General features: G+C 41.2%; 12 protein-coding genes. All 12 read left to right on the top strand.

The window, feature by feature from the left end:
• Nucleotides 1-879, top strand: a complete 879-nt coding sequence (locus tag ACQ96U_RS07960; protein WP_431720712.1) for an XrtA-associated tyrosine autokinase — start codon at nucleotides 1-3, stop codon at nucleotides 877-879.
• Complete coding sequence (locus tag ACQ96U_RS07955; protein WP_431720711.1) at nucleotides 860-2,374, top strand: TIGR03016 family PEP-CTERM system-associated outer membrane protein; 1,515 nt, start codon at nucleotides 860-862, stop codon at nucleotides 2,372-2,374. The genes ACQ96U_RS07960 and ACQ96U_RS07955 overlap by 20 nt, the downstream gene beginning before the upstream one ends.
• A 12-nt stretch (nucleotides 2,375-2,386) precedes the next feature.
• Nucleotides 2,387-3,442 carry an XrtA/PEP-CTERM system-associated ATPase gene (locus tag ACQ96U_RS07950; protein ID WP_215818070.1) on the top strand — a complete coding sequence of 352 codons (1,056 nt, stop codon included), beginning with the start codon at nucleotides 2,387-2,389 and terminating at the stop codon, nucleotides 3,440-3,442.
• 4 nt (nucleotides 3,443-3,446) lie between these two features.
• A complete protein-coding gene (gene wecB, locus ACQ96U_RS07945; protein WP_431720710.1) occupies nucleotides 3,447-4,577 on the top strand; it encodes a non-hydrolyzing UDP-N-acetylglucosamine 2-epimerase in 1,131 nt (376 codons plus the stop codon).
• A gap of 32 nt (nucleotides 4,578-4,609) precedes the next feature.
• Nucleotides 4,610-5,497, top strand: a complete 888-nt coding sequence (locus ACQ96U_RS07940; protein WP_431720709.1) for an XrtA system polysaccharide deacetylase — start codon at nucleotides 4,610-4,612, stop codon at nucleotides 5,495-5,497.
• A 9-nt stretch (nucleotides 5,498-5,506) separates the two neighbouring features.
• The gene (locus ACQ96U_RS07935) at nucleotides 5,507-6,544 is read left to right on the top strand and encodes a FemAB family XrtA/PEP-CTERM system-associated protein (RefSeq protein ID WP_431720708.1); all 1,038 of its coding nucleotides are present in this window, start codon (nucleotides 5,507-5,509) and stop codon (nucleotides 6,542-6,544) included.
• Nucleotides 6,545-6,547: 3 nt separating this feature from the next.
• Nucleotides 6,548-7,744, top strand: coding sequence for a TIGR03087 family PEP-CTERM/XrtA system glycosyltransferase (locus tag ACQ96U_RS07930; RefSeq protein ID WP_431720707.1), 1,197 nt, complete (start codon nucleotides 6,548-6,550; stop codon nucleotides 7,742-7,744).
• A gap of 11 nt (nucleotides 7,745-7,755) precedes the next feature.
• Nucleotides 7,756-9,318 carry an exosortase A gene (gene xrtA / locus ACQ96U_RS07925; RefSeq protein WP_431720706.1) on the top strand — a complete coding sequence of 521 codons (1,563 nt, stop codon included), beginning with the start codon at nucleotides 7,756-7,758 and terminating at the stop codon, nucleotides 9,316-9,318.
• A 116-nt stretch (nucleotides 9,319-9,434) separates the two neighbouring features.
• Entirely contained in the window at nucleotides 9,435-10,586 is a 1,152-nt protein-coding gene (locus tag ACQ96U_RS07920; RefSeq protein WP_431720705.1) for a TIGR03088 family PEP-CTERM/XrtA system glycosyltransferase, read from the top strand.
• A gap of 28 nt (nucleotides 10,587-10,614) precedes the next feature.
• Complete coding sequence (locus tag ACQ96U_RS07915; RefSeq protein ID WP_431720704.1) at nucleotides 10,615-12,537, top strand: XrtA/PEP-CTERM system amidotransferase; 1,923 nt, start codon at nucleotides 10,615-10,617, stop codon at nucleotides 12,535-12,537.
• Between the two features lie 3 nt (nucleotides 12,538-12,540).
• Nucleotides 12,541-13,773 carry a TIGR04063 family PEP-CTERM/XrtA system glycosyltransferase gene (locus ACQ96U_RS07910; RefSeq protein WP_431720703.1) on the top strand — a complete coding sequence of 411 codons (1,233 nt, stop codon included), beginning with the start codon at nucleotides 12,541-12,543 and terminating at the stop codon, nucleotides 13,771-13,773.
• A 3-nt stretch (nucleotides 13,774-13,776) separates the two neighbouring features.
• Nucleotides 13,777-14,973 carry a glycosyltransferase family 4 protein gene (locus ACQ96U_RS07905; protein WP_431720702.1) on the top strand — a complete coding sequence of 399 codons (1,197 nt, stop codon included), beginning with the start codon at nucleotides 13,777-13,779 and terminating at the stop codon, nucleotides 14,971-14,973.
• Nucleotides 14,974-14,975 lie beyond the last annotated feature (2 nt).

Here is a 14,975-nt window from a genome sequence, read left to right as displayed (position 1 = left end):
ATGGACACCATACAGAAAGCGTTAGAAAAACATCAGCAAAAGTTTCAAGAAGAGTATAGTGAAACGTTAAAGAAGCAAGAGGGTGACGCTGACGATCAGCAGCGTGACCCTTTTGATAATTCACCTGAAGGTGATCCTTCGGTTAAAAAAACGACATATAAAGAAATTGAAATTTCTTTTGATCACTTGGCATTGCAAGGTTATATCTTACCTAATGAAGATCGTTCATTAATTAAAGAGCAATTTCGGCAAATTAAGCGTCCATTGCTTAATAAAGCATTTGGTCGGGAAGATGAACAAATTAAAAATGGTAATCTAATTATGGTTACCAGTAGTACTCCGGCTGAAGGCAAAACGTTTAATGCAATTAATCTGGCATTAAGTATTGCATTGGAGCGGGACCGAAATGTCGTGCTGGTTGATGCCGATGTGATAAATCCATCATTAAATCAAGCATTGAGTGTGACAACAGATGTTGGACTGTTGGATTATCTGAATAATGAAGTTAATGATGTTGCAGATATTCTTTATAAAACAAATATTGAAAACTTGAATATCATTCCTGCAGGGACTGCTCACCATCTAACAAATGAATTACTGGCTAGTGACAGTATGTCAAATTTGATGTCTGAAATGGCCAGCCGCTATTCTGATCGAGTGATTATTCTCGATGCGCCTCCTTTGCTTCATACAACAGAAGCTCCTATCTTAGCTACTTTGGCTGGTCAAATTGTGATGGTAGTTAAAGAAGGAGTAACTAAACAGCAGACTGTGAAGGATGCACTTTCACTTTTAGATCCATCAATGAATATAGGGCTAGTTCTTAATAAAAGTAGGCAGAAACAAGATGGGAATTATTATGGGTACTATGGAACATAAGTCCCATAACCTAGTCCGTTATAGATGTGTTTTTACAGTTTCTCTGGTTGTTACGCTCTCTACTTCAATGTCTGTATTTGGGGCACAGTGGACTATTCAGCCTACTGTTACTGTTCAGGATACTTATTCAGACAATATTGATTTATCAAATGATAACGAGGAGAGTGATCAAGTCCTGGAAATAAGGCCATCTGTACGGGTTGTTGGTGATGGCAGTCGATTAAAGCTTAATTTTGATTATGCATTGCAAAGTTTGCATTATTTAGAAAATACAAACTCAGATGACACACGACATCAAATGTCTGGTTTTTTGCAGTCTGAGCTGTTAGAAAATCACTTATTTTTTGATGCGCGTAGTTCTATTTCTCAACAGCTTAAAAATGAAAGTCGTGGTGGCTCAAGTGACAATATCAGCGGCTCCAGTAATATTGATGATGTTTATACATACGAGTTGAGCCCTTATTGGGTTCAACGAATCGGTGATGTGGCACAAGCTCAGCTTCGCTATACGTTTAACTCTGTTGAATATGATGAGTCAGGGGATACAAGTAACTCTAGTGACAGTACTCAGAGTGGTGTTTCCGCAGTTATTGCTAGTCAGCCTTCACAGAAAAAAGTCTTTTGGTCTTTAAATTACGATTATTCAAGCACTGACTACAAAACTGAGAATGATACAGAGCTAATGAGTTACTCAGGCACACTAGGGTATCGGTGGACACGAAAGATTAGTAGTTATTTAACCCTGGGCTATGAAAGCCAAGATAATGATATTGAGAGTGTTCGTCATGATACAGATGGAACATTTTGGATATTAGGTGGTGACTGGCAACCAAGTTCATTAACGTCCATATCTGCTTCATTTGGAGAGCGTTATTATGGAAATACCTATGGATTTAGAGCGAGTCATCGGCGCAAGCGCTCCCTTTTTGTGCTCAGCTACAATGAGTCTCAACAAAGTACACGAGACCAGGTTTTACTAGATGAAGGGGTTTTCATCTGTAAACAGGGAACGCGCGATGCCAGTGAATGTCGTGAGCGTAATCCAGGTGAGCAGCCGGGACCTGATGAAGAAGTGAGAGATCTTGCACAAAATCCAGTATCTTCACTGACAGATGATTACTTTATTAATAAGGTTGGGCGACTGGACTGGATTTATACACGAGGTAAAAGTCAGTTCACACTTGGTGGTTATCAACAGCGACGTCAATATCAGAGCCGTGATATTGATGAAGACACTAAAGGTGTGAACTTTGATTGGCAGTGGACATTAAATAGGCGGACAACAGCCAATTTTGGTGTTGACTGGTCTGAGTCTCATTTTGACACAGATGACTCAGATAATGATACCATTGGCGCATCCATAGGATTACATAGGCGATTAAGCCGTGATCTTGATGGTTCAATTCGATTTTCTTCAACTCGTCGGTCAAGTAATGTTGATGAAAATGAGTATACAGAAAATCGTATAAGCGTGAGTGTTAGGAAAACATTCTAAATTGGCAGCACGATGTACGAATCATTTTATAACCTATCAGGGAAGCCTTTCCAATTAAGCCCAGATCCTCGGTTCTTTTTTAGTAGCCGAGGACACAGCCGGGCGATGTCTTATTTGCGTTATGGATTAGGTCAAGGAGAAGGCTTCATTATTATTACTGGGGATATTGGTACGGGTAAAACCACACTAATTCGCAATTTATTTTCGGAATTAGATCAAAGCCGAATAATTGCTGCCAATATTGTCACAACAACACTTGAAGCAGATGACTTATTAAAGATGATCTCATCAGCCTTTAATTTACCTTATGAGGGTATGAGTAAGGCTGCATTATTACGACAGTTTGAAGACTTTTTACGGGAGTGTGGACGCTTAGGCAAACGCGTTTTGCTTGTTGTTGATGAAGCACAGAATTTACCCAAATCTTCAGTTGAAGAACTACGAATGCTCTCCAACTTTCAAGTTAACAATCAGCCACTCTTACAAAGCTTTTTGTTAGGGCAGCAGGAGTTTCGTAAAACTATTCAGTCACCAGGTATGGAGCAATTACGGCAACGCGTTATTGCTTCCTGTCATTTAAGTGGCTTAGATGAAAAAGAAACAGAAGCTTATATTCTTCATCGATTGAAATATGTGGGTTGGGATAATGATCCTGTTCTTCCTGAAGAAAGCTTCCATGAAATTTTTCAAGCAACAAATGGTGTTCCGCGAAGAATCAATGTGTTTTGTGATCGGCTTTTGTTGTTTGGATATCTTGAAGAGTTACATGAGTTATCTCCTGATATTGTTAAATCGGTTGCAGCGGAAATGCAGCAGGATATTACTCCTGATGAACCAGACCAGGAGACGGTGAAGCAAATACAACAGGAAGCGCATGGTTTATTGCAAGCAACAGGGCAAATATTACAGTCTGCACCTTCAGAGTTACAGGCAGGACGTCCTATGCGGATGCCAACAATTTCTGATAATAATATTCAAAATATTCGTTATACCATTGAGTCATTGGAAATTGCGATAGCCAGCCGGTTAAATACGTTAAAACAATTAGTTAATAATCTCGAAAAATAAACTTATGGTAACTCAGCAGCCAGTCAAAACCCTTATCTGTGTGGTCGGGGCAAGACCCAACTTTATGAAAATTGCACCTGTTATTCGTGCAATGCGGGAACATAGCCACTCACTCAATGTTGTGCTGATTCATACAGGCCAGCACTATGATGAGGCGATGAAAACGCAGTTTTTTGAACAGCTCGGTATTCCAGAGCCTGATAAAGATTTGGAAGTGGGGGCTGGCAGCCAAACAGAGCAAACAGCAGAAATCATGAAACGCTTTGAGCGTGAAGTTGATGAATATCATCCTGTTGCAGTGCTGGTGGTTGGAGACGTTACTTCAACATTGGCTACCGCGCTGGTAGCAGCCAAAAAGCATATTCCCGTCATTCATGTTGAAGCGGGATTACGCAGCCGTGACCGACAAATGCCAGAAGAAATTAATCGAGTGTTAACTGATCAGTTATCTGACCGGCTTTATATTACAGAACGTAGTGCAGAACAAAACTTACAGGCAGAAGGTATTTCATCTGATCGGGTAGTGTTTGTGGGTAATGTGATGATAGATACCTTACACCATAATCTTCCCCATGCGGTGAAGCCTCAGCAGACAGTTCCTAATAATAAATGGTCTGTCATCGAACAAGCGGATCAGTTTTGTTTATTGACCTTACATAGGCCTTCAAATGTAGATCATTCAGAAATACTGGGTAAACTGTTAGATGCCGTTGGTGTAATTGCACAACAAATTCCCGTAGTATTTCCTGTGCATCCAAGGACCAAAGGAAAAATTGAGGCATTTGGCTTTGCAGAAAAGTTACAACACCCTGGTATTATTTGTTTAGAGCCTTTGGGCTATTTGCAAATGTTAGGCATGATGGCTCATGCAAAACTAGTGATGACTGACTCAGGTGGAGTACAGGAAGAAACCACGGCGTTAGGTGTACCGTGTATAACATTAAGAGAAAATACTGAGCGTCCAATTACTATCACAGAAGGGACTAATACCATTGTGGGTAGGGATACTGAAAAATTGAAGCAGTTGGTGAGTGAAATACTTGATTCAGGTGGTAAACAAGGAAGAATTCCTGAATATTGGGATGGTAAAGCTGCTGAGCGTATTGCAGCAGACTTAATTGATTGGTTGATCTGATCATTAAACTCACTGACAGGTAGTAACGAATTATGAGCCAACCAACAGATGTTGATGACGCAAAGCCGAGTATGCTTATTACAAACGCGATGTCGGTTGATGTTGAGGATTATTTTCAGGTTGCAGCCTTTGAGAATAATATTAAGCCGGAAGATTGGGATTCGTTACCTGTCAGGGTTGAACATAATACACAACGTATTTTAGCGTTGTTTGCCGAATATAATATTAAAGCAACATTTTTTACGTTGGGCTGGGTGGCTGAGCGTTATCCTGGTTTGGTGAAGGATATCGTTGCACAGGGACATGAATTGGCAAGTCATGGGTATGGGCATCAACGGGCCACGACTCAGACACCAGAGACGTTTAAAGCAGACATTTGTAGAGCTAAACATCTGTTAGAAGATATTTCAGGGGTAGAAATTAAAGGCTATCGAGCACCAAGCTACTCAATTGACCGTAGTAATCCCTGGGCACATGATGAGTTGCTGGCTGCGGGACATAGTTATAGCTCGAGTGTTTATCCTGTTAAACATGATCTGTATGGTGTCCCTGATGCTCCGCGTTTTCCCTATCACTGTGAAAATGGGTTATTAGAAATTCCCATTACGACAGTAAGAATTAGAAATAAAAATATTCCATTTGGTGGTGGTGGTTATTTTCGTTTTTTTCCCTACTGGATATCGAAGTGGGGGATTAACCGTGTAAACCAACAAGATAAAGCACCTGCCATTTTTTATTTTCACCCTTGGGAAATAGACCCTGATCAGCCAAGGCAAGAAGGTATTAGTTTTAAAAGTCGATTTCGTCATTATTTAAATCTTGAAACTATGGAAAAAAGATTACGTTCACTGATTCAGGACTTTAAATGGCATACGATGGAATCCGTATTTCTTCATCACTCAGCAAACTTAAACCAATAGGGAAAGACTGTGAGTCAGGTTGTTGTTAAACCGCTTACCGATGCATCCGTTAATGCATGGAACCATTATGTTGATCATGCAGAAAATTCAACATTTTTTCATCGTGCTGAATGGCGAGATGTATTAAAGCAAGCTTTTGGACATGATTCGCATTATTTGTATGCAGAACGAGACGATAAGCTAACAGGTGTTTTACCTTTGGGTCAGGTAAAGAGTTGGTTGTTTGGCAATGCACTTATTTCAGTGCCTTTTAGTGTGTATGGTGGTGTGGTCGCGGATGATGACGACAGTAGACAGGCATTACTCAATGCAGCCTGCTCATTGGCTCAAGAGTTACAAGTTGATTATCTAGAGCTGAGAAATCTAAATCAAGAAACGCTGCCAGAAAAATGGCAGCGTAAAGAGTTATATGTCACTTTTCGTAAGCCATTATGTGCCACAGATGACGAAAATATGAAAGCCATTCCTCGAAAGCAACGAGCTATGGTGAGGAAGGGCATTAAAGCGGGGTTATCAACAGTTATCGAAAATGACACAAGTAATTTTTTCTATGCTTATTCCAGCAGTGTGAGGAATTTAGGAACCCCCGTATTTAATCAGCATTATTTTGATATTTTATTACAAGCTTTCCCAGAACATGCGGATATTTTAACCGTTAAAAATAATGACGAAGTTGTTGCCAGTGTTTTGAGTTTTTATTTTAAAGATCAGGTTCTACCTTATTATGGAGGTGGGACAGAAAATGCCAGGCAATGTGCTGGTAATGATTTTATGTACTGGGAATTAATGCGTCATGCATTAAAGAAAGGCGCAGCATTTTTTGACTTTGGCCGAAGCAAACAAAACACGGGCGCGTTTAGTTTTAAAAAGAATTGGGGGTTTTCACCAGAACCACTTTATTACGATTATTTCTTAGTTAAAGCTGACCATTTACCAAATATAAGTCCCAATAATCCAAAATATAAACTGTTTATTCAGATTTGGTCTAAGTTACCTTTGAAGTTAAGTCAACTGATTGGGCCTATGGTTTCTAAATATCTAGGATGATGTATGAAAAACCTGTTGTATTTGGTTCATCGTATACCTTTCCCACCGAACAAAGGTGATAAGATTCGTTCTTATCACTTACTACGTTTTTTATCTGAACACTATAATGTTTACTTGGGAACATTTATTGATGACCCAAATGACAAACAGTATATCGATACGGTTAAGCAGTGGTGTACTGAGTTAAATGTAGAAATACTGAATCCATCGTTAGCTAAGTTGAAATCATTAGTGGGTATCGCGAAGGGGCAACCTTTGACATTACCTTATTATACTAATACAAGCATGCATCAATGGGTGAGGCGTGTAACACAAGCTCATGAATTTGCAGGTTGCGTTATTTTTTCTTCTTCTATGGCGCAATATCTTGAGGGACATTTTCAGACGTTACCAACCGTTATTGATTTTGTTGATGTCGACTCTGACAAGTGGCGACAATATAGTCAGTCTAAGTCAGGTATTATGGGATGGGTGTACCGTCGGGAAGCCTGTTATCTGGAAAAGTATGAATGTTCAGTGGCAAACCAAGTCAATGCTTCAGTGTTTGTTTCTGATAAGGAAGCCAGTTTATTTAAAACATTGGCACCCAATGCTGCGAATGTGGTTGGTATTCCAAATGGTGTTGATTTTGACTTCTTTAATCCGTCGTTAACGATGCCATCACCGTATGGACATAATGGTCCCGTAATCGCATTTACCGGTGCGATGGACTATTGGGCAAATGTTGATGCTGTACGCTGGTTTTCTGAAGAAGTATTCCCTCATTGTCGTGCTGCTCAGCCAGATGTGCAGTTTTATATTGTTGGGGGAAACCCTACACAGGAAGTACAAGAGCTTGCTAAACAGGAAGGGATCACGGTGACGGGGCGAGTAGAGGATATACGGCCCTACATTTTACATGCGGATGTCATTGTTGCTCCATTACGCATAGCCAGGGGAATACAAAATAAAGTACTGGAAGCTATGGCGTTAGGTAAATGGGTGATTGCTACTGAGCAAGCAATGGAAGGTATAGATGCACCTGCTGAACTGGCCACAACAACACCTTTAGATTCCAACTTATTTTATGAAGCCATACAAGCTCGCTTAGCAATGTCGGCAATGGCTCCAGCGGATGGTATACGTCAATGGACTCAGCAAAATTTTAGCTGGCAGACCAGTTTGATGCGCTTTCAAACATTATTATCGGGTAGTCCCTAAAGGAGTAATGTATGACGTCAAGGATTGCTAATAACACAATGTCATTACCCTATCTGTTGATTCCTTTATTGGTTATCTGGCTATTGGCGTTTTTTCCTACACATCAAGCGATGGTTCATGTATGGATTAATTCCGTGACATTTGCTCATGGGTTTTTGATTGTACCTATGGCGCTTTATTTGTTTTGGCAACGACGACAATTCGTTAGTCTGAAGGATGCTCAACCAAGCTGGTTAGCGTCTCTGATCTTATTGGGGTTAGCAATCGTTTGGTTTGTGGCTAATGCGGCGGGGGTGAATGTTGTTCAGCAACTTGCTGTAGTACTGATGATTCCAATGATTATTTGGGGGCTTCTAGGCTTTCAGGTACTAAAACAGGTGGCATTTCCTGTTGGCTATCTACTGTTTGCTGTACCGATGGGAGAAAACTTAGTACCGCTATTGCAGGAGATCACAGCTTGGTTTTCGGTGAAGGGACTGCAACTGGTAGGTATACCGGTTTACTGGGAAGGGTATTATATTTCGATTCCTTCAGGCGACTTTTTGGTTGCAGAGGCCTGCAGTGGCATTCGTTATTTAATTGCTTCAGCAGCACTTGGTGCATTTTACGCTTACATTACCTTTAATAGCCTGAAAAAACGTATTTTATTTATTGGGATTAGTTTGGTTTTACCAATTGTCGCCAATGGTATTAGAGCATGGGGAATCATCATGATTGCCTATTACTCTAATATGAAGTATGCCGTTGGCGTTGATCATATTCTTTATGGCTGGGTGTTTTTTGGCATTGTTATGCTGCTTTTGTTTTGGATTGGCGGTAAGTTTGCCGATAATCCTATTACCCTGCAAAGTACAACAAACACAACAGAAGCTGATCAAACTTTACCGAAAGGTGATAGCCGCTTTTCAGTGAGTCAAGATGTTGTGCAGCCTATCGAGAAGCAGCACTGGCGGATGCTCGTCTGGCTGACCGTGATTATTATTTGTATTCCTATACTTACGTTGTTAAATCAACCTTCAGCTGTTAGTCAGGTTGCTTTTACGTTACCCGAAAAAGTAGCTAACTGGCAGTTAACAAAAAAACAGCCTATTAATTGGAAGCCAACTTTTTCGACACCCCATACAACACATGTAACGTATCAAAATGATGTAACTGATCAATCTCTATTTCTTTTTTCTGCACATTATACAGGAGGAGAGCGTGATATTGAGTTAGTCAGTTACGCAAACCAACTGTTCGATGATGATAATTGGAAGATATTATCGCAACAAGTGCGCAGCATTGAAATTGCCGAAAAGACTTACTCTTTTTATGAGTATGTCGTTGAGCATGATGGTCAACGAAGACTTTTATGGTCGTGGTATGTGTTAAATAACAAAGTGATGACAAATATATATTTAATTAAATTATACCAGGCTTACGGCAAGTTAACTGGGCAATTCTATGGTGGGAGCTTTTTGGCAATGGCCACCGATTTTGATATTAAACCAAGTGAAGCGCGAGAAAAATTACAGCGCTTTTTAACTGAGGCAATGCCTTTATTGACAGAGTCTTTGGTGAGTTATAAGCCTTAAGCCTGTTGTGAAAAATACCCACAGTGAGCGATCTATGTACGGGCTATCATTCGTGTTAGCCCTAATAACATATCGAGAATTATTGGGTATAAAAGGCTGTTTTATTAAGTATTTATATGATGACGTTAACCCATGCTGAACATATACCACTCATTGCCCATTTAGTTTTTCGCTTGGATGTAGGTGGTTTAGAGAATGGTTTAGTCAATTTGATTAACCGTATTCCTGTGTCACGCTATCGTCATGCCATTATTTGCATGACGGATTACTCTGATTTTGCTCAACGTATAAAACGGTCTGATGTAGAAATTATTGCGTTACATAAAAAAGAAGGTCAAGACTGGAAACTTTATTACCGTCTTTGGAAAGCTTTACGACAGTTAAAACCTGATTATGTACACACCCGTAATATTGCAACACTTGAGGGACAGTTTATTGCCTGGTTAGCAGGTGTTCGCTATCGTATTCATGGTGAGCATGGTTGGGATGTTTATGATGTAGCGGGCAGTAATAAAAAATACCAATGGTTACGTCGACTAATGAATCCTTTTGTGAAGCATTACATCGCATTATCTTCTGAAAGTCGCGATTATCTAATTAACAGTGTAGGGGTTGCAGCAAATAAAGTAGCGCATATTTATAATGGTGTTGATACTGATAAGTTTTCACCCCAAACCCCATTAGCGTCCGATGTGCCTGAGTCATTTACTCAACCCGGACAGCTTATTATTGGCACAGTGGGCCGTTTGGCCAAAATAAAGCACCAACAAAGTTTATTATCAGCATTTATTGAGTTGAAAAAAGATAGCACAGTTGCCGATACGATAAAGCTAGTGTTGGTGGGGGATGGCCCTGAAAAAGCGCATTTGCAATCGATGGCTGAAAAGGCGGGTGTTGCTTCATCTGTTTGGTTTGCAGGCGTAAGGCAGGATATTCCTCAACTTATGCGTCGATTTGCTATTTTTGTATTACCCTCATTAGCGGAAGGTATTTCTAACACAATATTGGAAGCAATGGCATCTGGTTTACCTGTGGTGGCGACAGATGTCGGTGGTAACAGTGAACTTATTCAACATCAACAAAACGGCATGATTGTACCTGTAGATAATGTGGCAGCTTTAGCAGAAGCAATTCATCAGTATCTTAAGGATACTGAGCGTCGAAAGCAGCATGGTCTTGCCGCGCGGCAACATGTTGTAGAAACATTCAGTATGGACGCTATGGTTAATCGTTACACGTCAATTTACGATCAGTTGCAACCGAATTAATCCCCCTTCAGTAAAGGTATCTATTTATATGTGTGGCATTGCAGGGATTTTTCATATTAAAGAGTCGGCAGGGGTGGTTGATCGCGCATTATTGACAGCGATGAATAATACCCAGTTTCACCGTGGGCCTGATGAAGGTGGGGTGCATATAGAGCCAGGTGTAGGCTTAGCACACCGCAGGTTGTCTATCATTGATATTTCTACGGGGCAGCAGCCTTTATTTAATGATGATGGTTCTGTGGCCATTGTGTTTAATGGTGAAATTTATAATTTTCAGGATTTACGCCAGGAGCTTATTGCTAAAGGTTATCAGTTTAAAACCCACTCAGATACAGAAACCATAGTGTATGCCTGGATTGAATGGGGAGAGGAATGCGTTAAGCATTTACGGGGCATGTTTGCTTTTGCTATTTGGGATCGCAATCGCCAACAATTATTTATTGCCCGTGACCGACTAGGCATTAAACCCCTATTTTTTGCGACGCTGGCTACAGGCGAGTTTATGTTCGCCTCGGAATTAAAAGTATTATTAGCCCATCCACAGTTAAAGCGAGATATTTATTTACCGGCTATCGAAGACTATTTTACCTTTGGTTATATTCCTGAACCCAATACGATTTTTAAAGATGTTTTTAAATTATCACCTGGCCATACGTTAACACTGACACGGGGTATGGCTGAGCCTGCAATCAAAGCATACTGGGATGTACCTTTCACTCAGCACCCTGATTTTATTAAAGAAAACACAGAAGCTCAGCTTATTGAACAGCTCCGCAAAGCAATTGATATTAGGATGGTATCAGAAGTGCCTTTGGGTGCTTTTTTATCGGGAGGGGTCGACTCCAGCGCAGTAGTAGCGATGATGGCAGGATTACAGAACGATCCCGTCAATACATGTTCCATCGCCTTTAATGAAGCTGATTTTAATGAGTCCGAGTTTGCCAAAGAAGTAGCTCAGCAGTATCACACCAATCATTGGGAGAAAACAGTTGCTGTAGATGACTTCGAGCTTCTTGATAAGTTAGCACTCCTTTATGATGAACCCTATGCTGATAGTTCAGCTATGCCGACGTATCGTGTGTGTGAACTTGCTAAGCAGCGGGTTACGGTGGTGCTTTCTGGCGATGGTGGAGATGAGATTTTTGCGGGTTACCGACGCTATCGCTGGCACATGAATGAAGAGCGTGTTCGCAGTAAAATTCCTCTAGGCTTTCGAAAACCAGTATTTGGTTTACTGGGAGAGCTCTATCCAAAAGCAGATTGGGCTCCTAGAATTTTCCGGGCAAAGACAACATTCCAGTCTTTAGCACGAACATCGGTTGAAGCCTATTTGCATTCGGTTTCCATTTTAAATGATCAGCAGCGCAGTGATTTATTTAGTGATCGGTTGAAAGGTGATCTACAAGGTTATCATTCAATAGAAGTTTTTAAACGGCATGCAGCTAATTGCCAAACGGATGATCCTCTGTCGCTGATTCAGTATTTGGATATGAAAACCTATTTAGTTGGCGATATTTTGACCAAAGTTGATCGAGCCAGTATGGCTCACTCTTTAGAGGTCCGGGTACCTTTTCTTGACCATAAGTTGATTGAGTGGTCTATGAATGTCCCTCCTTCTCAGAAGTTACATGGCCAAGAAGGTAAATATGTGCTGAAGAAGGCACTGGAACCGCATCTTTCCAATAATATTTTGTACCGTGACAAAATGGGCTTTGCTGTCCCAGTGGCTAAATGGTTCCGGGGGCCGCTAAAAGAGCGTCTTCAACAGTCGGTATTAAGTGAGCAAATGCTTGATAGTGGTTATTTTAATGCAGACTATTTACGTCAGTTGGTGACTCAGCACCAGAGTGGTTTACGTGATCACAGTGCTGCGTTATGGACATTATCAATGTTTGAAGCATTTCTACGTCAAGTGTTGTCTGCCGATAGTGCTGTTTCTCAGGTGGCTTAATGTATGAAAGTGTTACATATTCTGGATCATTCTATTCCATTACACAGTGGTTACACATTTCGTACTCGCGCTATTTTACAGCAGCAGCAGAAATTAGGCTGGCAAACATATCAGCTCACGGGTCCTAAGCAGGGGACTACCCAGCAGTTATGTGAGACAGTTGATGACTTGGTGTTTTATCGCACATCACCTTTACCGGGTTGGCTGCAAGCAATACCCGTTGTTAATCAGTTAGCAATTATTCCTGTATTGGCCAAACGTATTGAGCAAGTTGCCAGAGAAATTAAACCCGATTTGATTCATGCACACTCACCAGCACTTAATGGTATGGCGGCTTATCTGGCAGCCAAAAAATTAAAACTCCCCTTGGTTTATGAGGTACGGGCATTTTGGGAGGATGCGGCTGTTGACCATGGCACGGCACAACAGGGTGATCTTCGCTATCGATTAACGCGTAAGCTGGAAACAATGGTTCTGAAACGTGCTCATGCCATCACGACGATTTGTGAAGGACTTAAGTCGGAGATGTTAACCCGTGATACAGCGATTCAGGATGTCACAGTGATTCCCAATGCGGTTGATATAGAGCGTTTCCAGCCCCAGGAGCAAAAGGATACTGAATTAGTTTCCTCGTTGGGCTTAGAAGGGCGACTTGTTATTGGTTTTATTGGCTCTTTTTACGCTTATGAAGGGCTAGACTTGCTTATTGAAGCGATGCCTGGATTGTTAGAGAAAATCCCTAATGCCTGTTTGCTGCTGATTGGGGGTGGACCTGAGAATGAGCGGTTGCAACGTTTAGCTAAACAAAGCTCTGCAGCAGAACAGATTATTATGACAGGACGAGTGCCCCATGATCAGGTGCATCGTTACTATAGTGTTGTTGATATTTTAGCCTATCCTCGTAAGCCCATGCGCTTAACAGATTTGGTTACGCCGTTAAAACCGTTAGAAGCAATGGCACAGCATAAGCTTGTAGTGGCATCAGATGTTGGAGGCCATAAGGAGCTTATTCAACATTGTGAAAATGGTTTGCTGTTTAGGCAGGGAGAGGTGTCTGACTTAATTGTTCAGATTGAACAACTGGCAGGGGATAAAAAACTTCAGCAACAGTTGTTGCATAGTGGACGTGAATATGTCGAGCATGAGCGTAACTGGAAAAATAGCGTTAACCGCTATCAGGATGTTTATCAGCGAGCGATTGCCAAAGCGTCTAACCGAGGTGCAACAGTAAGTTAAACCATGAATATTTTGGTCTTTTCTACGTTATACCCTAACTGTATTCAATACCGTCATGGTATTTTTGTCGCTACGCGAATGCATAAATTTGCTGAGTTAACAGGGCATAAAGTAATCGTTGTAGCGCCTGTTCCATGGTTCCCTTCCAGTAATCCGCGCTTTGGTCGTTATAGTGAGTTTAACCAGGTTCCAGAGGAAGAAGATGTTAATGGTATTAAGGTTTATCATCCTCGTTACCCGGTGTTGCCAAAAGTAGGCATGAGTATCGCTCCAAAACTGATGTACTGGAGTTTGCGCAAGTTTATGGTAAACCTCCTAAAAGAGCAGCCATTTGATTTAATTGATGCACACTATTTTTACCCTGATGGCGTTGCTGCCGTTGAGTTTGGCCGCTATTTAAACCGACCTGTGGTTGTCTCAGCACGTGGGCAGGATATTAGCCTGATTCCAAACTATACATTGCCTCGCTATCAAATCGTACGAGCAGCCAATCAAGCCAGTCAACTGGTGAGTGTTGCAAAGCCTTTGAAACAGCGTATGGAAGAGATGGGTATTACAACACCTGTCCATTTACTACAAAATGGTGTTGATCTTGAGCTATTTAAACCCGCTGCTGACCGAGAGCGCTTACGTCAAGCTTTAGGGTTAAATGGCTTAACGCTGTTATCGGTTGGCAACGCTATAGAATTAAAAGGACACCATTTAGTTATTGAGGCTTTAACAGAACTACCAGAGGCTCAATTAGTGGTCATTGGAGAAGGGAGTGAGCGGGTAAAATATCAGCAGTTAGCTGAACAGTTAGGTGTTGCTGATAGAGTGGTCTTTACGGGCAATATTCAGCAGGGTGACTTGGTGCAATACTATAATGCTGCTGATGTATTGGTTTTAGCATCTCGACGTGAAGGCTGTCCAAATGTAGTGTTGGAAGCGATGGCTTGTGGAACCCCTGTTGTTGCAACCACAGTAGGTGCTGTTCCAGATTTAATTGAACCACACGTCTCAGGATACCTTTTACCTGAAAGGTCAGTAAAGAGTATTGTGACAATGGTTAAACAGTGGCAGCAAAATCCATTGGATCGCGAACAGGTTCGTAAACACACCGAGCAATTTGGTTGGGAAACGGTCATTCACTCGTTGGAGCAAATATTTTTAAATGTGTTAACAACGTATCCTCATGAGTCAATGGTTGATACTCAATAACA

The sequence above is a fragment of the Zooshikella sp. RANM57 genome (assembly GCF_050749885.1).
Classification (GTDB): Bacteria; Pseudomonadota; Gammaproteobacteria; order Pseudomonadales; family Zooshikellaceae; genus Zooshikella.
The sequence above is the reverse complement of the archived record's forward strand: the minus strand, read 5'-3'. Positions and strand labels throughout refer to the sequence as shown.